This is a genomic window from Collinsella sp. CLA-ER-H8 (genome assembly GCF_040092335.1).
GTDB lineage: Bacteria > Actinomycetota > Coriobacteriia > Coriobacteriales > Coriobacteriaceae > Collinsella.
This window is the reverse complement of record NZ_JBBNLU010000001.1, coordinates 108,756-128,228: the sequence shown is the minus strand read 5'-3', so window position 1 is coordinate 128,228 and position 19,473 is coordinate 108,756. Positions and strand designations below refer to the sequence as shown.

Below are 19,473 nucleotides of genomic sequence, written 5' to 3'. Positions count from 1 at the left end.
ACGCAAGGAGTACACGAGCACATGGCTGATTCCCAGACTGCAACCTCCGCGCCCGAGTTTAAGAGCGCCCACTTTATCGGTATCGGCGGCGCCGGCATGAGCGGCATCGCCCTCGTTCTGCACGAGCGCGGTTATGCCGTTACCGGCTCCGACCTTAAGACGTCACGTTATATCCGCCAGCTTACCCGCGCTGGTGTGAAGGTGCATGTGGGCCATGAGGCCGCCACGATCGACGAGGTCAAGCCCGACGTGGTTGTTGTCTCTACCGCTATTCCGGAGTCCAACCCTGAACTCGTGCGCGCTCGCGAGCTTGGTATTCCCGTGTGGCCCCGTGCCAAGATGCTCTCTGCTTTGGGCCACGGCTACACCACCGTCGCTGTTGCCGGCACGCATGGCAAGACCACCACGTCTTCGATGTGCGCCACCATGCTCGACCGCATGGGCCTGGATCCGAGCTTCTTGATCGGCGGCATTGTCGAGGGCTATGACACGAACGGCAAGAACGGCTCGGGCGACTACTTTGTCGCCGAGGCCGACGAGTCCGACAGCTCCTTCCTGTTCCTGAACCCCAACGTGGTCATTGTGACCAACGTCGAGGCCGACCACCTCGATCACTACTCGGGTATCGAGGAGATCGAGGCAACTTTCGCCAAATTCATGAGCCTGGTGGGCGAGGACGGCACCGTCATCGTCTGCGGTGAGGACCCGCATCTGGTCGAGCTCGCCAAGTCGACGGGCCGTCACGTGCTTTCCTACGGCTTTGCCGAGAGCAACGACATCGTCTGCATGCACCCGGATGTCAAGGGCATCCAGAGTGACTTTATCGTTCGCTTTGAGGACGGCACTGAGCATGCTGTGGAGATCAAGAGCAATCCCGGTCGCCACAACATGCTCAACGCCACGGCGGTGCTCACCGTCGCCCATGTCCTGGGCCTTGACATCGACTCCGCCGCCAAGGCGCTCTCGAGCTTTGAGGGCGTCCGCCGTCGCTTTACCCACGTGGGCGATATCGATGGCATCACCGTGGTCGATGATTACGGCCATCACCCCACCGAGATCAAGGCGACGCTTGCTGCCGCTTCGTCGCTGGACTACAAGCATGTCGACGTCGTGTTCCAGCCGCACCGCTATTCGCGCCTGCAGGCCCTGTGCGACGACTTTGCCGATGCATTTGCCAATGCCGATAAACTGCTGCTGATTGATGTGTTCTCGGCTGGCGAGATGCCCATTCCGGGTGTCACCTCTAAGATGCTCGCCGATACCGTGCGCGCCAAGCATCCTGGCAAGGAGGTCGTGTACTGCTCCAGCCGTCTTGAGCTTAATCAGGAGCTCGAGCAGATGGTGGGCGAGGGCGACCTGCTGCTCACTATGGGTGCTGGTGACGTTACGACCGTCGGTCCCGAGTTCATTGAGTATCTGACTGCCAAGAAAGACGCTTAAGTCTAATGGGTCTGTTTAACGCCGTCATGGCGCTCTCGGGCATGATCGACACGGATGTGATCGAGGACGAGCGCCTTGCGCGTCATACGAGCTATCGTATCGGCGGCAAGGCCGACCTCTTTGTGACGTGCCATAGCTATCATGCCCTCCGCCGTGCCGTGGCGGTGCTCGATCGCGAGCAGGTGCCGTGGGTCATCATCGGCAAGGGCTCCAATCTGCTGGTTGCCGATGGCGGTTATCGCGGTGCCGTCATTTCGCTCGGACGTGAGTTTCAGCGCACGGTTGTTGCCGATGACGGTTGTACGCTGACGGTCGGTGCGGGCGTGATGTTTGCGCGCTTGGTCAACGATGCCCTGTCGCGTAGCCTCTCGGGCCTTGAGTTTGCCGTTGGCATCCCTGGTTCGGTCGGCGGTGCGATATCTATGAATGCCGGCACACGAACCGAGTGGATTGGCTCGCTGGTTGAGGATGTCGTAACGTTTGACCCGGCATCCGGTATCAAGCATTATGCGGGGTCCGAGATCACTTGGGGCTACCGCGAATGTAGCCTTCCCCGCAATGAGATCATCCTCGAGTGCGTGCTCAAGCTTAAACCGGCGCCCAAGGCCGACATTCGCGAGCGCATGGAGCGGTACCTTACGAGGCGCAAGCGTACACAGCCCATGGGTCGCGCATCCTGCGGGTCGGTCTTTCGCAATCCGCCCGATGCGAGCGTGGGCAAGCTTATCGAGGATTGTGGATTAAAGGGTTTTTCGATTGGCGGCGCGGAAGTTTCGCCCGTTCACGCTAATTTTATCGTTAATAACGGAACTGCCTCGGCCGATGACGTTGCCGCGGTTATCAGACATGTGCACGGAAAGGTGAGGGAGGCGTATGGCATCGAGCTCAGACCGGAAGTTAAATTCCTCGGCTTCTAGAGCATCGAAACCCACCTTCCGCCGCGCCGGAGGGCGTTCCGGCGCGCCTGCCAAACCTCAACGCAATACCGTCGCGCACTCTAAGTCTGTCGGGCATGCTCGACAGACCAGTCGTCCGGTTGTCGGCTCGCAGCTCGGTAATCGTCCGGCCGCAAAAAAGTCCTCGCGTCCCTCGGTGACGTCAAAGCCTGTTATGGGCGCCAAACCTGCCCGTCCCATGGCAACTCCTAAGCCCTCGACGGGAACTAAGGCGGCGCGTCCGGGTCGCACGCTGGGCGCATCGAAACCGCGCTCGCTGACATCGGTGCCGGCTACCGCCAAGAAGCCTTCGGGTAAAAAAGGCGTCAACCCGTTGTCTTCACTTGGGGCGATGGCAAATAAAACGTCAGACGCCGCTTCTCTCGTTACAGGCAAAGGCAAAATCGTGGGCGGCGTTCTGGCCGTCTTGGCCGTGCTCGTCGTCGTTGCCGTCGTGGTGATCAACTCTGGATTGTTTACCGCCACTGATATTCAGATTCAAGGCAGCGAGCATGTGACGAAGCACGATGCTATCCAGCTGATCGATTTGCCCGAGGGAACGTCGCTTTTTAACGTCGATCCTGACCAGATTACCGAGGACCTCAAGCAGAACCCGTGGGTGTCGGGCGTGGATGTCCAGCGTCAGTTCCCGCATACGCTCATCATTACGCCGATGGAGCGCAAGGTCATCGCAATTGCCTATATCAGCTCCGATGACCTTGCCTGGGCCATCGGGGATGATGACACCTGGATCGCCCCGCTGTCGACGTCGGTCGAAGTGGATGACCAGGGCAACGTCATCACGACGGGGCAGGGCTCAAATACCCTGACCGGCATTGATGCCGCGCTGGCGCTCGCTAAGCACTATGGCGCGGTGTTGTTGACTGATGTCTCGGCGGATGTCGCTCCGGTTTCCGGCCAGGCGGTGAGCTCCAAGGCCGTTAAGGCTGGCTTGGATTATGTGCGTGGTTTTTCGAGCGAGTTCTTGGGACAAGTCAAGGATATTTCCACGCCTTCGGTCGAAGCCATCTCGGCAAACCTCAATAACGGCATTGAGGTGTCGCTGGGTGATTCGAACGATATCGTCAAGAAGGAGCGCGTAGTCACCAAGCTGCTTTCGCAGGTAGAGGGCGTAACGTATATCAATGTGCGCTCTCCGGGTAACTATACATTTAGGAACGCTCCGACCTCGTAGCGCTGGTTGATGCTTTGTTGAGGGGTCATACCACGCCGTTTATCTGGTTTGTTTGGTTTTCACGGTCAATTATTTGACTGATACGTTCATAATGTGCAACCATAATACGGTTTACCTTTGCATTTACTTTCAACCTGAAGGTTAATGTGCGCGGGGTCGACCCATGCTATGGCTATAACCTTTGTTCGGAGGACCGACATGCACGAGACAGAGATCAACAACTACCTTGCCGTCATTAAGGTGGTCGGCGTCGGCGGCGGCGGTACCAACGCGGTCAATCGAATGATCGAAGAGGGCATCCGCGGCGTCGAGTTTGTTGCCATCAACACCGATGCTCAGGCACTCGCGATCTCTGATGCCGATATCAAGGTGCACATCGGCACCGACCTTACCCGCGGCCTGGGCGCCGGCGCCAACCCCGAGGTTGGCCGCAAGGCTGCCGATGAGTCCCGCGACGACATTGCCGAGGCGCTCGCTGGCGCTGACATGGTGTTCATCACCTGCGGCGAGGGCGGTGGCACCGGTACCGGCGCTGCTCCCATCGTTGCCGATATCGCGATGAACGAGGTCGGTGCGCTGACCGTCGCCGTCGTGACCAAGCCCTTCACCTTCGAGGGCCGCAAGCGCAAGAAGAGCGCCGAGGAGGGCATTAAGACCCTCTCCGATTGCGTCGACACCATGATCGTCATCCCTAACGATAAGCTGCTCGACATCGCCGAGAAGAAGACCACCATGCTCGAGGCCTTCGCGATTGCCGATGGCGTCCTTTCCCAGGGCACCCAGGGCATCACCGACCTCATCACCGTCCCCGGTATCATCAACTTGGACTTCGCCGATGTTAAGACCATCATGAAGCAGGCCGGTACCGCCATGATGGGTATCGGTACCTCTTCTGGGGATACCCGTGCCGTCGACGCTGCCCAGCAGGCCATCTCCAGCCCGCTGCTCGAGAGCTCCATCGATGGCGCCACGCGCGTGCTGCTCTCCATCGCCGGTTCCAAGGACCTGGGCATCCAGGAGATCAGCGACGCCGCCGACGTTGTCGCCAACGCCGTCGACCCCGAGGCCAACATCATCTTCGGTACCGTTGTCGACGAGTCCCTGGGCGATCAGGTGCGTATCACCGTCATCGCTACGGGCTTCTCCGACTCCAACGTCAACCGTCAGGACGAGCTCTTTGCTGCTCAGCAGTCTCAGAGCAAGGCCGCTGCCTCCGCTGAGCCGCAGCGCACCGCTCCTGCCACGAGCCCGGCTCAGGCCGCTCCGACCCGCAACATCGGTGGCACCGAGCTTCCTAACTTCGGCAACGATCAGTTCGAGCTTCCCGACTTCCTGAAGCGCGGTAGCTTCTAAGTCGTTCTTTGCATTGTTGTGCACAGGGGCGTGTCCGTATGGACGCGCCCTTTTTATTTCGACTTTGTAAACTAGAACCTCCAATCTCTTTACGTTCCCTTTACGATTGCCTCCAGCGCAGCAGGTATCCTTTTAGAGAAGTATGACAGCCGTATAAACGCGGGCTGTAGCGGCGATGCCGTGGTACTTGTGTTATTAGGAGGCTTTAGTATGGCAGCACGTGCGGACAACGTTTCGCGTGTCGACCATGATGGAGTTACGTTGGTGGAGGGCGCGACATCCGATGTTCGCTTTGCCTTCACCGAGCGCGCCGGTGGCGTTTCCGAAGATGCGTACTCCTCACTCAACTTGGGCTCGCATGTTGGCGATGACCCCTTTGCTGTTCAAGAAAATCGTCGTCGTGCGCTCGAAGCTATGGGTGCCGCCGAGTGCGAGCACAACCTGCTCGTTCCCAATCAGGTCCATGGTGATCATATCGTTGCGGTGACCTCGAACGGCGCCGATGACCTTGAGGACGTTCGCGAGCAGATTGCCGAGGGCTGTGATGCCATCGTCTGCACGGCGCATAACGTGCCCGTGCTGCTCTGCTTTGCCGACTGCGTTCCCGTGGTGCTGGAGGCCCCTGGCGGATTTGCCGTGGTGCACTCCGGTTGGAAGGGCACGATTGCACGTATTTCTGCCAAGGCGTGCCAGGCGCTTTGCGATGCTGCCGGCTGCGATGCGAGCAATGTTTCCGCCTATATCGGCCCCCATATCTTGGGTGACGAATATGAGGTATCCCAGGAACTCATGGATCGCTTTGCCGCCGAGTTCTCTTGCATCGATGCGAGTGCCTCTCGCATGCTCGATCTTTCCGCTGCCATTCGCGAGGCGCTGGTAGATGTCGGTGTCGACGCGGATAATATCGTGGATACCCAGCTTTCGACTGTGCGTCAGAACGACCGCTTTTATTCCTACCGTAACGAGGACGGCACCTGTGGGCGCCATGCTGCGATCGGCGTGATGCTATGAGAAAGATCGCATCGGTCCTGAGTGCAGCAGTGCTCACGCTCACGCTGTGCGCCTGCTCCTCGGGATCTTCTACGTCTTCTATTACCGTGGCCGGATCGACCACCTGCCTTCCCATTGCCGAGATCGCGGCCGAGGGTTTTAAGGAGGAGACCGGCATCGACGTGCTCGTTTCCGGTTTGGGTTCTTCCGCTGGCATCGAGGCCGTCAGCGCCGGCACGGCCGATATCGCCAGCTCGTCTCGTGGCCTCAATGTCGACGAGCAGGATTTGGGCCTGACCCCGATCGTTATCGCGCACGATGGCATTGCAGTCATCGTGAACGACGACAACCCGGTCGACAATCTCTCGACCGAGCAGCTCCGCGATATTTACGCCGGCAAGATTACCAACTGGAAAGAGGTTGGTGGCGAGGACTTGAAGATTCAGGTTATCAACCGCGACGAGGCGTCCGGTACGCGCGAGGCCTTCCGCACTATCGTGATGGACGGCACGCCGTTCGATCGCCGCTCGGCTGTTCTTTCGGGCACGGGTCAGGTACGCGATGTCGTGTCCCGCTCGCGTGGCGCTATTGGCTACATCTCGCTGGGTTTTGTCGAGAGCCTCAACGCTAAGACCTCGGTCAAGGCCGTTTCGGTCAACCATGTCGAGGCATCCGAGAAGACGGTCGCAAGTGGCGGCTATCCCATCTCGCGTGACCTCTACTTCTTTGTGAAGGGAACGCCTTCGCAGCAAGCGCAGGATTACATCGACTATGTGACGTCCGAAAAGATGGACAAGCAGATTCGCGAGGCGGGCTTTATTCCCGTCACCAACGACGAGAAGGGGAGTGAGTAGCATGGAAGCACAGGAAAACTCCCAGACTGAGCAGAATGTTCAGACGCCCAAGAAGCGCGAGCTGGCGCTCGTATCGCACAGTACCTATATCAAGGAGAAGGCACTGCAGTGGATCTTCTTTGCCTGCGCGTTCTTGGCGGTCGTCACCGTCATCCTGATTTTTGTCTTTACCACGTACTCGGCGCTGCCGGTCTTTACCGACATCGGCCTGGCGGATTTCTTTAGCTTTACGTGGGCGCCCTCTGAGGGTCATTACGGCATTATGTCGCTGCTGGCGGGTTCTGGTCTGGTGACCGTCGGTGCCCTTGCCATGGGCGTGCCGTTGGGTGTGGGCACCGCCGTGTATCTGGTCGAGATCGCCAGTAAGCGCGTGCGCAAGCTCATCAGCCCCGCCGTCGACCTGCTGGCGGGCATCCCCTCCATCATCTACGGCTTCTTCGGCATGATCATCATCCGCCCGTTTATCGCACAACTGACCGACGGCCTTGGTTTTGGTGCGCTGACGGCGTGGTTTGTGCTCGCCATCATGATCGTCCCTACCATCACCACGCTCACCATCGATGCTCTCAATTCCATTCCCATGGGCATTCGCGAGGCATCGTATGCCATGGGCGCCACCAAGTGGCAGACCATCTATAAGGTCGTGCTACCTGCCGCGAAGCTGGGTATCGTTGATGCCATCGTGCTGGGTATGGGCCGTGCCATCGGCGAGACCATGGCCGTGCTCATGGTCGTAGGTAACGCCCCGGTTATTCCCGACAGCATCGCGAGCCCCATCTCGACGCTCACGAGCCAGATTGCGCTCGACATGAGCTATTCCTCGGGTCTGCACCGCTCGGCGCTGTTCGGCATGGGTGTGGTCCTGTTTATCATCTCCGCCACGCTGGTGGGCATCGTCCGTCTGATTTCCAAGAAGAAGAGGGGGTAGGCTATGTCCGATTCCGTTGACACGACGGTCGATACGACCTCGTCGCGCGAGCGCATCAAGCGTGCCCTTTCCCACGGCAAGAAGGGCCGCATCAACAAGGACCTGTCCAACAAGATCATGCTTGGCGTGTTCCGTGCCGCTGCCTACATCACCACGCTGGTGCTGGTCGCTATCATCGCCTACGTGGTCATCAACGGCCTGCCACACATCTCGCTCGACTTTATCTTCGGTTGGCCCCAGGGCGTCAACGCCGAGGGCGGTATTTGGCCCACGATCGTCTCGACCGTCTATGTGACGGCGCTCGCCATGCTTATCTGCACGCCGATCGCTGTGCTGGCAGCCGTCTATCTGGCCGAGTACGCCAAGCAGGGCAAGGTCGTCGAGCTCATTCGCTACGCTGCTGACGCTTTGGCCTCGGTGCCCTCCATCGTTATGGGTCTGTTTGGCTACGCCTTGTTTGTCGAGGCCATGGGCTTGGGCCTTTCGATGGTCTCTGCCGCCCTGGCACTCGCGCTCTTGATGCTTCCCATCGTCATGCGCACCACCGAAGAGGCCATTCGCGCCGTTCCGCGCTATATCCGTTGGGGCGCGTACGGTCTGGGCGCCACCAAGTGGCAGGTTGTCTCCAAGATCGTGCTTCCTTCTGCCTTTGGCCGTATTGCCACGGGCATCGTCCTCGCCATCGGCCGTGCCATTGGCGAGACCGCGGTGGTGCTCTACACCATGGGGCAGGCCATCAATCTACCTATTTCGCCGCTCGATTCCGGCCGCCCCATGACGGTTCACCTGTACCTGCTTGCCAACGACGGCATCAACATGAACGCAGCCTACGGCACCGCGCTCTTGCTGATGGTGATCATTCTGGCCTTCAACCTGTTTGCGCGCTTCCTGTCGCGCAAGCGTCGCTAGTTAAGGAGTCCCATGTCCGTTTATCAGTCCGCTCCCACGCTGGAGCAAGCGGCCATTACGGCCAAGGATTTCAACTTTTGGTACGGTGACTTTCATGCGCTGACGGGGCTCGACCTCAACATCGCCAAAAACGCCATCACCTCGTTTATTGGCCCTTCGGGCTGCGGCAAATCGACGTTTTTGCGCTGCATCAACCGCATGAACGACCTGATCGAGGGCACGCGCATCGAGGGCACCATGACGCTCGACGGCAACGATATCTATGCCGAGGGTGTCGACCCGGTCGATCTCCGTCGTCGCGTGGGCATGATCTTTCAGCAGCCCAACCCGTTCCCCAAATCCATCTACGAGAATGTCGCTTTTGGCCCTCGTCTGCAGGGCGTGACTAGCAAAAGCGACCTCGATGACATCGTGGAAGAATCGCTCAAGCGTGCCAACCTCTGGAAAGAGGTATCCAATCAGCTCAACAAGGATGGTTTGGCGCTCTCGGGCGGTCAGCAGCAGCGTCTGTGCATCGCGCGTGTGCTTGCGGTGCAGCCCGATGTCCTGCTGATGGACGAGCCCTGCTCCGCCATCGACCCCACGTCCGTCTCTAAGGTCGAGGATCTGATGGCCGAGCTGGCGCCCGAGATGACGATCATCATCGTCACGCATTCTATGCAGCAGGCCGCTCGTATTAGCGACTACACCGCATTTTTCTTGCAGGAAGTTGCCGGCGAGCCCGCCACGCTCATCGAGTATGGTCAAACCGACGCGATCTTCACCAGCCCGGTGGATTCGCGGACGGAAGACTATATCACCGGCCGCTTTGGCTGATCGGTGCGACTAGTCCCAATCCGATCGGACCTGGTCCGGTGCGTATTCACTGTGCGGGCGGCATGACCGCACCCAACTGATTGGAGTGAACCATGCGTAAACTGTTTTCCCGTCAGCTCATCGAGGCCCGTCACGAGATGCTGAGCATCTACGAGGCCGTCGATCTTGCGCTTCACGACGCCGTGAAGGCCTATGTGACCGATGATCGCAAGCTCGCCACCAAGACCAAGAAGCGCACGCTTTCGATTGATGCTCGCTGCGCCAACTTGGAGGCCGTGTGCTACAACCTGATCGCTACGCAGTCGCCGGTCGCCTCTGACTTCCGCTTGCTGCAGACGATCATCTACGTCGACTTTAACCTGCAGCGCATGACCGATAAGGTTCGCCAGATCTGCCGCGCCACGCGTCACATGGTCAAGGCCGACATCTCGCTGCCCCAGGAACTCGTCGGTACGGTTGAGGCCGAGGCCGAGGCTGTTTGCCAGGTGCTGGGTTCGTCGCTTTCCGCACTCGTCACCAACGACATGTCCATCATCTGCAACCTGGCCGTCGAGGACGAGCCGGTGCATGCGGCGTACGAGAAGTTCTTCCGCACCTTTAACCGCATGGACACGGGCGATTTTATGGACGACGACAGCAACTATGACGACCTGCGCCGCGCCATCATGGTATCGCGCTATCTCGATCGCATCGCCTCGATTTCCATCGATGCCGCCTGCCGTCTGACCTTCCTGTTGACCGGACAGCGTATGACTGCCGGTGATATCGCCTGCACTGATGAGGATGAGCTCGAGAGCATGCGCGTGCCTTCGGGCGAGGGTGTTATCATGAGGCCCGCCGTCGATGCACGCTACGTTGCCAAGGTGCCCGTTAACGAGGTCAGCGAGGGTCTTCGCTACCTGCTCGATCATCTTGAGGATGAGGACGATGGCGAGGACGACGAGGAGTAAGTAACCCCGTTCGTCGAAAGATTGTAAATACCTAAGTGAGCGCGGCCTTGCACATGCGGGGCCGCGCTCTTGCGTTAGCATGGGACTACTTGTTTGGCTGTCAGCGGAGGCGATTGGCAATGCATAACTATTTGGACTTGATGCGCGCTCGCCGCGAGCAGATTCTGGAACGTTTTTATGCGGCGCTCGATCGCGCGGGCCGTCCCCACGACGCCGCGAGCCTCATTGCCGTGTCCAAGACCGTTGGTGTCGATGAGACCGTTGCCGCCATCCAGGCGGGGTATCGCCATTTTGCCGAGAACCGCCCGCAGGAGCTGGTTCGCAAGCTCACGGGTCTGGCGGAGCATCCGGAGCTGCCCGAGGTGCGCTTCGATATGATCGGCAACCTGCAGACCAATAAGATCAATGCGGTGCTGGGCTCAGCCGAGCTGATTCACTCGGTGGGTTCGCTGCATCTGGCGCAGGCGATCTCGAGCCGTGCTGTTCGCAAGATTGAGGCAGGCGAGCTCGTCGGCCCCCAGCGTGTGCTCATTGAGGTCAATGTGAGTGGTGAGGAGTCGAAGGGAGGCTTTTCACCCGATGAGATTCGCGCCGCCGCGGGTGAGCTTGCAGAACTTGAGGGAATTTGCGTACAGGGGCTTATGACTATGGCGCCCCGGGGGAATAAGGATGTGGCACGCCGCACCTTTGCGGGGCTTCGTGAGCTGAGGGATGAGCTGGAGGCGGCGCATCCCGATTTGAACCTGCCTGAGCTTTCCTGCGGTATGAGCGAGGACTTTGAGTCTGCCCTTGAGGAGGGCTCTACGCTCGTTCGCCTGGGCAGGGTAGTATTTAGCCCGGAGTTTGCAGTAAAATAAGGCTCTGAAGTGCGCACTGATTATCGGGGCGCCTGCACTAAACCGCGAGAGGACACAACCATGGGCTTCCTTGACGAGATTAAAAATAAGATGCACCTGGGCGGCCAGCAGGGTTACGACCAGGGTTATGGCCAGGACGACGACTACGGCTACGATGACGGCTACGACGATGGCTATCAGAACAACGGCTACAGTGGTGCTTCGGGCGAGGGCTTCTACACCCAAGACGAGCCGAGCAACGGTCTGCTTGGCCAGACGCGCCGCGGTGAAGCTGAGTCGGTTGCCGTGTATACGCGCTCCGGTCAGCTGGTCGGCGATGACTCCCGCCATGCCACGACGTATAACCCGCCTTCGCGCTCGCAGGACAGTGTTGCGAGCGGTTATCGTCCTGGTGCCTATGACACGCCGTCGAGCTACGCCGAGAATACCCGCGCCCGTGCCGCCGCTGCACCCGCGCCTGCACCGAGCGATGCCTCGGCCTATGCGAGCAATATCATCAACGCCACGCCGCAGCTGCCGGCCTATGTCCTGCGCCCCGAGAGCTATGACGACGTGGAGACCGTGGTGCGCCGCGTTCGCACCAAGCAGCCTGTCGCACTGATTTTTGTGGGCGTACGCACCGAAGTTGCCAAGCGCGTCTTGGACTTCTCTTACGGCTTTGCCTGCGGTCTGGGTGCCACGGTCAAGGAGGTGGGCGACCGCGTGTTCATGGTGCTGCCCGCCGGTTGCGAGGTCAAAGATTCCGATCTCAAGAAGCTTCGTGCCGACGGCTACCTTAAGTAAAGACAAGACGAGGAGATTCCCATCAACATCTACACTATCGTCCAGCTGGTCAACACGCTGTTCAACTTCTATTCCACGCTCATTGTCGTCTACTGCTTTATGACGTGGATTCCCATGAAGCAGGGTGGTTTGCTTCAGGATATTGCCGCGGTGCTTGATAGCGTGTGCGGTCCGTGGCTCAACCTGTTCCGTCGTTTCATCCCGCCGATGGGCGGTATCGATTTTTCGCCGGTCGTTGCGATTATTGCGTTGCAGTTGGTGCAGAGGCTGGTTCTGCAGCTTCTTATAGGTATACTCGTGTAGAACTGACTTAGTAACTTACGTCGGGCGTGTAGCGCCGAGGCGATGAAAAAGGAGACTTGTTATGGCTATTACCCCTGCAGACATCCAGGCTCAGACTTTCTCTGAGGCCAAGCGTGGCTACGATCCTGCCGAGGTCGACGTCTTCTTGGAGACGCTGTCCTCCGAGGTTGACGCTATGCTCGCTAAGATCGTCGACCTTAAGGGTCGTCTGACTGCTACCGAGCAGCAGCTTGCCGATGCACAGGCTCAGCTTGCCCAGGCTCAGGATACCGCCGACCAGGCCGTTCCTGCCGCCCCCGTGGCTGCTCCCGCCCCTGACTTCTCCGCTCAGGAGCGCCAGATTTCCGCCGCCCTGATCGCTGCCCAGCAGACCGCTGAGACCATCGTCAACGATGCCAACGAGAACGCTGAGCGTATCCGCAACGAGGCTGACGCCAAGGCCCGCGAGGTTATCCGCCAGGCTCTGACCGAAAAGCAGGCCGAGCTCGAGGAGATCGATCGTCTCAAAGCTTCCCGTGAGGAGTTCAAGGCCGAGTATCTCAAGCTCATCCAGCACTTTATGGACGATGCCCAGAACTCCTTCCCGGCCGATCTGATGGCCTCTACGCCGGTCGGTTCTGCCGCTTCTCCTGCGGTGACTGTTCCCGCCGAGCCGCTGCCCGTCGCTGACCCGGTTGTCCCCGTGGCCGATCCCTTCGCCCCGATCGACAACTTCGCTGCCGACGACCTGGACTAACATTCGGCCTACAATTTAGTGCCTCGAAAGGACCCGCAGCTTGCGGGTCCTTTTTTATGACTGTGCAAGGGCGCGCAACATAAAAAACCGAGCCCTGCACATGGTGGCGCAGAACTCGGCGAACGGGTGAGCGGTCAAGGGTAGGTTTTAAGGCATGTCCCAAAAATCTACTTGAGGAGGAAGTCGGAGAGGGGAATGGTGCGTGCCTCGCGATGCTCGGGATCGGCGATGTGGTCGGCGGGATAGCCACAGACGAGCATGTGATAGGGATAGACGCCCTTGGACAGATTGAACTGCTCCTGTGCCACCTCAGGCTTGAAATGGCACACCCAGCACGTTCCCAGGCCCTGCTCGGTGGCCTCCATCATCATCTGATCACACACGATGGACGTATCGATTTCGCTGGAATTCATCTGGTCATACGGGCGCACCCAAGCGTCATCGGTAACGCTGCAAATAAGGAAGACAAGCGGAGCCCCAAAGATAGACCCATCACGAGCAAACCGGGGCTGACAAGCAGCAGCCTTCTCCAGAAGCTCAGGCGTATCCAACACCATCACACGGGTTGGATGATTATTACAAGCAGAAGGAGCAATACGCCCAGCCTCAACAATGGCATCCACCACAGCCTGCTCAACAGAACGATCCTCAAACTCACGACAAGAATACCGACCCCGAGCCAGATCCAAATAAGACATACAAGCCCTCCAACAATTAAAAATCAAACAAACCCAAAGTAACCCAAACAGTACCCAAGCAGCAATCAGCCAAACGCTCATCGAGGGCCAAAGTGTCTGAACGGATACCAAAGGTCCCTTCAGCCAAACCCCCATTGCGCTATAACTATCAGCCAAAGTTCCCAATGGTGGTACGTAAGGGAGCGGGCCCGGCCACTAATAACCTTTTGAACGACTCTGCTTGCAGCCGGAGTGAAAAAGGTTATTAGTGGCCGGGCCCGCGACCGCCGGGACACGTACCCCCAATTAACTGTTCTTCATGACAATCGAATCCACAACATCGGCCACATTCTCACAGCAGTCAGCACAGTACTCCAGGAAGGCGTACACGTCACGCCAAGCGATGACCTCGAGCGGATCCTTGCCGTTGACATGCAGGTTGCGCATGGCGTTGATGTAGAGCTCGTCGGCCTCGGACTCGATCGTGTTGATCTGGATGACGAGTTCGCGCAGGGTCTTGGACTTGCGGTAGTTGGGCAGCTCGACCATCAGGTCCTTCATGGCGCGGCAGGCGTCGGTCACCTTGTGGGCGATCACGATGGCATCGGGGTGGATGCTCTGGATGTTGGTGAAGTAGACGCGCTGCACGACGCCCTCGATACGATCGAGTACGGTGTCGAGCGAGCAGCTCATCAGGTCCAGATCCTCGCGCTCAAGCGGGGTGATAAAGGCCGTGAGCAGGGCGTCCTCAAGCTCATGGTGCTTCTTGTCGGCCGCATGCTCGATCGCGTGCATCTTGTTGAGCATATCGTGAATCTTTGCGGGGTCGAAGTTCTCGAAAATCTTGGTGAGCAGCTCGGCGGCCTGGACGGCAAGGTCGGCGCAGGCGACGTAGTTGTCGAAGTAGAACGAATCGGGTTTCTTTGCCATGAGTGGGTCCTTTCGAGGCGAAGACGGGTGGGCGAAGTATTACGGTCCGGATGGACGCTCGGTTTGACTAGATGAACATCATGAACAGCTTGGCCATGACAAAGCTGATGAGTCCGCAGGCGGGGAAGGTAAAGAACCAGGTGAACATCATGTCCTTGACCACGCCAAAGTTGATGGCCGAAAGGCGCTTGACGGCACCGACGCCCATGATGGCGCAGGTCTTGATGTGGGTGGAGGACACGGGGATGCCGGTAAGGGTGGCAAGCAGCAGGTTTGCGGCGCCTGCGAGGTCGGCGGAGAAGCCCTGGTACTTTTCGAGCTTGACCATGCTCTGGCCGACGGACTTGATGATGCGCTCGCCGCCCACGCTGGTGCCGATACCCATAGTGGCCGAGCACAGCAGCATAATCCAGATGGGGATGCCTGCATCGCCGACGCTCGTTTGGCCGCTGGCAAAGGCCACACCTAAAAAGAGCACGCCGATGAACTTCTGTCCATCCTGCGCGCCGTGCATAAAGCTCATGGCCGCAGCGCTCGCGATCTGAGCGTATTTAAAGAAGACATTGGCACGTCGCCTGTTGGCGGCGGCGAAAAGAATCGAGACGAGCTTGCACAGGACCCAGCCCATGACAAAGCCCAAGCCGATGGAGAGCGCCAGACCGTAGATAACCTTCATCCACTCGTGGACGTTGACGCTGCTCGCGCCGCCGAGGGCGATAGCGGCACCGGTCAGGCCGGCGATGAGGCTGTGGCTTTGCGAAGTGGGGATGCCAAAACGCGACGCTGTGGCGCCGTAGACGACGATGGAGAACAGCGCCGCGCATAGGCAGGCGAGCGCCATGGTGCTATTTCCGCCAAAGTCGACGATATGTGAGATGGTGTTGGCGACGCTCGCGTTAAAGTGCGTCATGATGAGTACGCCGAGGAAGTTGAATGCGGCGCTCATGAGAATGGCGGCACGGGCGGGCATGCAACGCGTAGTGACGCAGGTCGCGATGGCGTTGGGCGCGTCGGTCCATCCATTGACGAAGATGGCGCCCAACGCGAGGATCACGGTGACGGCAAGGACTGGGTTCGACACAATTTGGCCGAGGAAGGTTGAGAACGTTACGTCCATATATGGGCTTTCTCGAAGTTTGCAGGCACGTTACAAAAACATGATAAATCGTATCACCTCCTGCGGGTCTCTTTACCGAGTTCTGATGGGAGAAGTGAACTTTTTGGCACTAAAATTGAATATTTGCCCTGTTGACCGCGGGTGTTCTTTTTGCTAACACGCCATGCGGACACGTGTGATTACTACGACACTCCAAAACCACAGTCTGTTCGCTTTACAACATACAAACATGCGTTCGATAATAGGAGGCATGGAATATCGACAGACAGACGGCAAAACTCGGCGCGTACACAAGCAGTATGTGGACGTCGTGGCTCGCATCCTCGCGGGCGGACAGGTTGTGCCGGTTACCGTCTGCTGGGTTGACGGTCGCTGCTTTACGATTGACGAGATTGTCTCGTCTACCGGTTTTGGCCTGACGGTTCACGGCATTCGTACGGCGACTTATAAGGTTCGTTTTGGTGGACATGCGACCGAACTGTATCTGGAAGAACAGGCACGCGAGCGACCGGATGGCTCGCAGGCACACGTGATGCGTTGGTGGGTCTGGGCCTTTGATCGCACGCTCGAGGGCGAGCGCCGTAGGTAAGGACGTACGGCATTCGGGTACAATGACAGGAATCTTGTCACCTACGGTGCCGTCGCGGCGCTTTGTGAAAGGACGAAGTATGAACGATATCCAGGGCTATCAGAACGGCCTCATCGAGACCGGCGCAAGCCGCGCCAAGGAGATGTCGCCGCGCGCGTACAACCTTGTCATGTCTGCCCTGATCTTTTTGGGCTTTTGCGCCATGGGCGCCGGCGCCTATTTTACGAGCACCATGTCGTTTGCGCGCATGATGATGAGCGGCGCCGCTTTGCCGCTGGTCTTTGGCTCATTTATTTTGACCATCGTCGGCATGGTCATGATGTCGGCTGCTGCCAGCAAACAGTCCGTGGGCCTGTCACTCGTGGGCTACGTGGTCTTTGCGAGCACCTTTGGTCTGACGGCGTCGTTTGGTCTTGCAAACTACGACCTGCCTACCATTAACACCGCCTTTATCGCCACGGCCGCCATCACCTTTGTCTTTGGTGCGCTGGGCGTGACCTTCCCCAAGTTCTTCCAGCGTGTGTATGGCATTGGTTTTGGCATCCTGCTTGCCACGATTCTGGTCGAGATCGTGCTGATGTTCATGGGCGTTTCGCAGTCCATCACCGACCTGATCGTGATTGTGGTGTTCGCCGGCTTCATCGGCTACGACACCTATGTGGCAACGACGGTGCCGCCCACGCTGCCCAACGCCGTACTTATGGCATCCAACCTGTTCGTGGATATTATCAACGTGTTCCTGCGCATTCTGAACATCCTCGGCCGTCGCGATTAAAGCGCGGCATTGCGATGCTTCCTGCCGGACACGGTAAAACGATGCGAAAGGCGGTCCTTCGGGACCGTCTTTATGTGTGCGGCGGGGTATCATGGATGGGAAAAGCCGATAGCGGCAGCGACAGGAAAGGTGGCCATGTATGGCAGACGTCGACAGCAGGAACCGTAACCGCAGGTCCAACCGAGCGGGTCAGCCCAATCCCAAGCGTGAGGCACGTGCCAAGGCCGCCGAGTGCCATGTGACGGCTGTGTCCGAGGCCTGTGCCAAGGACATCGAGCGTTCGCTTGCCGGCGTGCGCGAGTTCGATGGTATGCCTGCCGGTTTTGTCGCGGCGATGAAGACCAGGGTCCAGAAGGCAGCGGCTGCTGAGGAGCAAGCCGCCGAGGACGTCGAGGCTGCCGAGGTCGAGGCTACTGAGGCTGCTGAGGTCGAGGCTGCGGTCGATGCCGAGGTGGCGCCCGAGCCCGTCGAGGAGGCCACCGAAGCCGAGCCCGCGCCTGCCGCCGAGGAGCCCGCTCCGGTCCTGCCCGAGGTCACCGTGCTCGACGCCTCTGCCACGCAGGCCATTCTGGATAACGGTCGAGGCTACGCGCAGTTCTGCGACATGGCTGTGCTTGCCTTTGCCTCGTTCACCAATCCGGGCGGTGGCTACATCCAGGGCTATCTGGGCCAGGAGGCCACGCTGTGCGCCGATTCGTACCTGTACAATGTCCTTGATAAGCAGCGTAAATGGTACGGCGAGAACCGTCGCCGCAACATCAACTGTGAGCTGTACCGCAACCGTGCGCTGGTGGTGCCCGCGGTGCGCTTCGACCGCAAGCATGTGCACGCCTATGCCGACGTAATCGTCGCCGCTGCACCCAACGCCAAGCGTGCTCGCCAGGAGTACCGCGTGAGCGACGATGCCTTGCTTGACGCCCTGCGCGACCGCATTCGCTTTGTGCTTGCTATCTGCGATGAGCTGGGCCGCGAGAAGCTCGTACTGGGTGCTTGGGGCTGCGAGAACAACGGCTTTGACGCCGAGGCCGTGGCCGAGCTCTTCCGCAAGGAGCTCGCATCGGGCGACTTCAAGGTCAAGCAGGTCTTCTTTGCCGTGCCCTCTACGCGCTGGGACGAGGATTTTGCCAAGTTCGAGCACGTGCTGGCAAACTTCCCCGAGCGCAACGAGGAGTCCTATGCCCAGGTTGCCGCCCGCGCCGCAGCCGCTCGTGCCGCCGAGCAGGCCCAGGCAGCAGCCGAGGACGATGAGGACGAGGACGACTGGCGCAAGTACCTGTAAGCGGTGCGCGCGATGTGATATGCCAAGCCGACGGGAGGGATTGCTCCCGTCGGCTTTTTACGGAATGGGGAACTCAAGATGAAAAACGTTCTGTGCTTTGGTGACAGCAACACCTATGGCTATGATCCGGCGGGTATGCGCGACGGCACCGCAGTGCGCTATGCGCAGGATGTGCGCTGGTGCGGTGTGGTGCAGCGTGACCTGGGTGAGGGTTGGCATGTGATTGAGGAAGGCCTAAATGGTCGCACGACGGTGCGCGACGATATGTGCCATCTGGACACCAACCTCAACGGCATTCGCGCGCTGCCGATGCTGCTCGAAGCCCATAAGCCGCTGGACGCGATCGTGATTATGCTGGGCACCAACGACTGCAAGACGGTCTTTGGCGTGACAGCCTCCGATATCGCCCGTGGCGCCATGGCACTGATTCGCGCCGTCCGCGCGTTTGCCTGGACCGATGCCGCGCCCTGCCCACGGATTCTGCTGATGGCGCCTATCAAGATTAAGCCGCAGATCGCCGACGTATATATGACCGATTTTGACGAGCATTCCGTAGAAGCCTCGGAACATTTTGGTGAGTACTACGCGCATGTGGCTGAGCAGTTTGGCTGCGACTTTTTGAATGCCGCCGACTTTGCCGAGCCGGGCGATATCGATTATCTGCACATGATGCCCGAAGGCCACGAGAGCTTGGGACATGCCGTGGCAGCCAAGCTCCAAGAGATGCTCGGTGAGTAGCGCAGCCCCAAACCAGTACAAAAGTTTCCCTTGCGGCGGCTTGTTTCGTTGGTTTGTCTCGATCTGTAACAGCTGTAAGGCCGAAAACGGGCTAGATGTTACAGATTGAGATTATTCAGGTTGATATCGGTCGTTTGTCTCGATCTGTAACATCTAGGGTCGATTTTGCCGATCTACTGTTACAGATCGAGATTATCTTCTCGGCAGAATTTGAATGTCTCAATCTGTAACAGGTGGGCCGAAAAATGGACTCTAACTGTTACGGATCGAGATGTCTGTGGGAACCACCGCAAAGGTGTCTGTCCCCTTTGCGGTGGTT

General features: G+C 58.9%; 21 protein-coding genes. 18 read left to right on the top strand and 3 right to left on the bottom strand.

The features are described 5' to 3' along the window. The first annotated feature begins 21 nt into the window (after positions 1-21). From murC to AAAX72_RS00515, 14 genes are all read left to right on the top strand, one after another. Entirely contained in the window at positions 22-1,440 is a 1,419-nt protein-coding gene (gene murC, locus AAAX72_RS00580) for a UDP-N-acetylmuramate--L-alanine ligase (protein ID WP_349128546.1), read from the top strand. A gap of 5 nt (positions 1,441-1,445) precedes the next feature. Beyond that, positions 1,446-2,357 carry a UDP-N-acetylmuramate dehydrogenase gene (gene murB, locus AAAX72_RS00575; RefSeq protein ID WP_006234257.1) on the top strand — a complete coding sequence of 304 codons (912 nt, stop codon included), beginning with the start codon at positions 1,446-1,448 and terminating at the stop codon, positions 2,355-2,357. A gap of 217 nt (positions 2,358-2,574) precedes the next feature. Further along, a complete protein-coding gene (locus AAAX72_RS00570) occupies positions 2,575-3,570 on the top strand; it encodes an FtsQ-type POTRA domain-containing protein (RefSeq protein ID WP_244261733.1) in 996 nt (331 codons plus the stop codon). A 198-nt stretch (positions 3,571-3,768) separates the two neighbouring features. Further along, complete coding sequence (ftsZ, locus tag AAAX72_RS00565) at positions 3,769-4,923, top strand: cell division protein FtsZ (protein WP_349128544.1); 1,155 nt, start codon at positions 3,769-3,771, stop codon at positions 4,921-4,923. A gap of 210 nt (positions 4,924-5,133) precedes the next feature. Then, complete coding sequence (locus AAAX72_RS00560; RefSeq protein WP_349128542.1) at positions 5,134-5,934, top strand: polyphenol oxidase family protein; 801 nt, start codon at positions 5,134-5,136, stop codon at positions 5,932-5,934. Beyond that, positions 5,931-6,767 (top strand): phosphate ABC transporter substrate-binding protein, encoded by an 837-nt coding sequence (locus AAAX72_RS00555; RefSeq protein ID WP_349128540.1) that lies wholly within the window; start codon positions 5,931-5,933, stop codon positions 6,765-6,767. Before AAAX72_RS00560 ends, AAAX72_RS00555 begins: the two co-directional genes overlap by 4 nt. Before the next feature lies 1 nt (position 6,768). After that, positions 6,769-7,695 (top strand): phosphate ABC transporter permease subunit PstC, encoded by a 927-nt coding sequence (gene pstC, locus AAAX72_RS00550; RefSeq protein ID WP_349128539.1) that lies wholly within the window; start codon positions 6,769-6,771, stop codon positions 7,693-7,695. Positions 7,696-7,698: 3 nt separating this feature from the next. Continuing rightward, positions 7,699-8,604, top strand: coding sequence for a phosphate ABC transporter permease PstA (gene pstA, locus AAAX72_RS00545; RefSeq protein ID WP_006234250.1), 906 nt, complete (start codon positions 7,699-7,701; stop codon positions 8,602-8,604). A 12-nt stretch (positions 8,605-8,616) separates the two neighbouring features. Then, positions 8,617-9,420 carry a phosphate ABC transporter ATP-binding protein PstB gene (gene pstB / locus AAAX72_RS00540; protein WP_055309817.1) on the top strand — a complete coding sequence of 268 codons (804 nt, stop codon included), beginning with the start codon at positions 8,617-8,619 and terminating at the stop codon, positions 9,418-9,420. A 92-nt stretch (positions 9,421-9,512) separates the two neighbouring features. Then, the gene (locus AAAX72_RS00535) at positions 9,513-10,370 is read left to right on the top strand and encodes a PhoU domain-containing protein (protein ID WP_349128538.1); all 858 of its coding nucleotides are present in this window, start codon (positions 9,513-9,515) and stop codon (positions 10,368-10,370) included. Between the two features lie 119 nt (positions 10,371-10,489). Next, entirely contained in the window at positions 10,490-11,227 is a 738-nt protein-coding gene (locus AAAX72_RS00530; protein WP_349128536.1) for a YggS family pyridoxal phosphate-dependent enzyme, read from the top strand. A 60-nt stretch (positions 11,228-11,287) separates the two neighbouring features. Further along, positions 11,288-12,010, top strand: a complete 723-nt coding sequence (locus AAAX72_RS00525) for a cell division protein SepF (RefSeq protein WP_006234245.1) — start codon at positions 11,288-11,290, stop codon at positions 12,008-12,010. 15 nt (positions 12,011-12,025) lie between these two features. Then, positions 12,026-12,313, top strand: coding sequence for a YggT family protein (locus tag AAAX72_RS00520; RefSeq protein ID WP_040358293.1), 288 nt, complete (start codon positions 12,026-12,028; stop codon positions 12,311-12,313). A gap of 61 nt (positions 12,314-12,374) precedes the next feature. Next, positions 12,375-13,049 carry a DivIVA domain-containing protein gene (locus AAAX72_RS00515; RefSeq protein WP_148346099.1) on the top strand — a complete coding sequence of 225 codons (675 nt, stop codon included), beginning with the start codon at positions 12,375-12,377 and terminating at the stop codon, positions 13,047-13,049. Between the two features lie 167 nt (positions 13,050-13,216). On the opposite strand, the gene AAAX72_RS00510 is transcribed toward AAAX72_RS00515, so the two are convergent. From AAAX72_RS00510 to AAAX72_RS00500, 3 genes are all read right to left on the bottom strand, one after another. Then, on the bottom strand, positions 13,217-13,747 hold the full coding sequence (locus AAAX72_RS00510; RefSeq protein ID WP_349128534.1) for a nitroreductase family protein: 531 nt from the start codon (positions 13,745-13,747) through the stop codon (positions 13,217-13,219). A gap of 285 nt (positions 13,748-14,032) precedes the next feature. After that, entirely contained in the window at positions 14,033-14,656 is a 624-nt protein-coding gene (locus tag AAAX72_RS00505; RefSeq protein WP_006234238.1) for a DUF47 family protein, read from the bottom strand. Between the two features lie 67 nt (positions 14,657-14,723). After that, positions 14,724-15,773: an inorganic phosphate transporter gene (locus AAAX72_RS00500; protein WP_117640318.1), complete on the bottom strand. Its 1,050-nt coding sequence runs from the start codon at positions 15,771-15,773 to the stop codon at positions 14,724-14,726. 250 nt (positions 15,774-16,023) lie between these two features. Here AAAX72_RS00500 and AAAX72_RS00495 point away from each other — a divergent pair, with 250 nt between their 5' ends. The 4 genes from AAAX72_RS00495 to AAAX72_RS00480 all read left to right on the top strand — a co-directional run bounded on the left by AAAX72_RS00495 (position 16,024) and on the right by AAAX72_RS00480 (position 19,154). Beyond that, positions 16,024-16,362, top strand: a complete 339-nt coding sequence (locus AAAX72_RS00495; protein ID WP_349128532.1) for a hypothetical protein — start codon at positions 16,024-16,026, stop codon at positions 16,360-16,362. Between the two features lie 79 nt (positions 16,363-16,441). After that, positions 16,442-17,137 carry a Bax inhibitor-1 family protein gene (locus AAAX72_RS00490; protein WP_349128530.1) on the top strand — a complete coding sequence of 232 codons (696 nt, stop codon included), beginning with the start codon at positions 16,442-16,444 and terminating at the stop codon, positions 17,135-17,137. A 139-nt stretch (positions 17,138-17,276) separates the two neighbouring features. After that, on the top strand, positions 17,277-18,416 hold the full coding sequence (locus AAAX72_RS00485; protein WP_329960439.1) for a TIGR02452 family protein: 1,140 nt from the start codon (positions 17,277-17,279) through the stop codon (positions 18,414-18,416). A 78-nt stretch (positions 18,417-18,494) separates the two neighbouring features. Next, complete coding sequence (locus tag AAAX72_RS00480) at positions 18,495-19,154, top strand: SGNH/GDSL hydrolase family protein (protein ID WP_138374470.1); 660 nt, start codon at positions 18,495-18,497, stop codon at positions 19,152-19,154. The last annotated feature ends 319 nt before the right edge of the window (positions 19,155-19,473 follow it).

Bases quoted from the DNA above. Each gene is read 5' to 3' on its own strand.
- murC (WP_349128546.1), top strand. From the start codon at position 22: ATGGCTGATTCCCAGACTGCAACCTCCGCGCCCGAGTTTAAGAGCGCC.
- murB (WP_006234257.1), top strand. From the start codon at position 1,446: ATGGGTCTGTTTAACGCCGTCATGGCGCTCTCGGGCATGATCGACACG.
- AAAX72_RS00570 (WP_244261733.1), top strand. From the start codon at position 2,575: ATGGCAACTCCTAAGCCCTCGACGGGAACTAAGGCGGCGCGTCCGGGT.
- ftsZ (WP_349128544.1), top strand. From the start codon at position 3,769: ATGCACGAGACAGAGATCAACAACTACCTTGCCGTCATTAAGGTGGTC.
- AAAX72_RS00560 (WP_349128542.1), top strand. From the start codon at position 5,134: ATGGCAGCACGTGCGGACAACGTTTCGCGTGTCGACCATGATGGAGTT.
- AAAX72_RS00555 (WP_349128540.1), top strand. From the start codon at position 5,931: ATGAGAAAGATCGCATCGGTCCTGAGTGCAGCAGTGCTCACGCTCACG.
- pstC (WP_349128539.1), top strand. From the start codon at position 6,769: ATGGAAGCACAGGAAAACTCCCAGACTGAGCAGAATGTTCAGACGCCC.
- pstA (WP_006234250.1), top strand. From the start codon at position 7,699: ATGTCCGATTCCGTTGACACGACGGTCGATACGACCTCGTCGCGCGAG.
- pstB (WP_055309817.1), top strand. From the start codon at position 8,617: ATGTCCGTTTATCAGTCCGCTCCCACGCTGGAGCAAGCGGCCATTACG.
- AAAX72_RS00535 (WP_349128538.1), top strand. From the start codon at position 9,513: ATGCGTAAACTGTTTTCCCGTCAGCTCATCGAGGCCCGTCACGAGATG.
- AAAX72_RS00530 (WP_349128536.1), top strand. From the start codon at position 10,490: ATGCATAACTATTTGGACTTGATGCGCGCTCGCCGCGAGCAGATTCTG.
- AAAX72_RS00525 (WP_006234245.1), top strand. From the start codon at position 11,288: ATGGGCTTCCTTGACGAGATTAAAAATAAGATGCACCTGGGCGGCCAG.
- AAAX72_RS00515 (WP_148346099.1), top strand. From the start codon at position 12,375: ATGGCTATTACCCCTGCAGACATCCAGGCTCAGACTTTCTCTGAGGCC.
- AAAX72_RS00510 (WP_349128534.1), bottom strand. From the start codon at position 13,747: ATGTCTTATTTGGATCTGGCTCGGGGTCGGTATTCTTGTCGTGAGTTT.
- AAAX72_RS00505 (WP_006234238.1), bottom strand. From the start codon at position 14,656: ATGGCAAAGAAACCCGATTCGTTCTACTTCGACAACTACGTCGCCTGC.
- AAAX72_RS00500 (WP_117640318.1), bottom strand. From the start codon at position 15,773: ATGGACGTAACGTTCTCAACCTTCCTCGGCCAAATTGTGTCGAACCCA.
- AAAX72_RS00495 (WP_349128532.1), top strand. From the start codon at position 16,024: ATGGAATATCGACAGACAGACGGCAAAACTCGGCGCGTACACAAGCAG.
- AAAX72_RS00490 (WP_349128530.1), top strand. From the start codon at position 16,442: ATGAACGATATCCAGGGCTATCAGAACGGCCTCATCGAGACCGGCGCA.
- AAAX72_RS00485 (WP_329960439.1), top strand. From the start codon at position 17,277: ATGGCAGACGTCGACAGCAGGAACCGTAACCGCAGGTCCAACCGAGCG.
- AAAX72_RS00480 (WP_138374470.1), top strand. From the start codon at position 18,495: ATGAAAAACGTTCTGTGCTTTGGTGACAGCAACACCTATGGCTATGAT.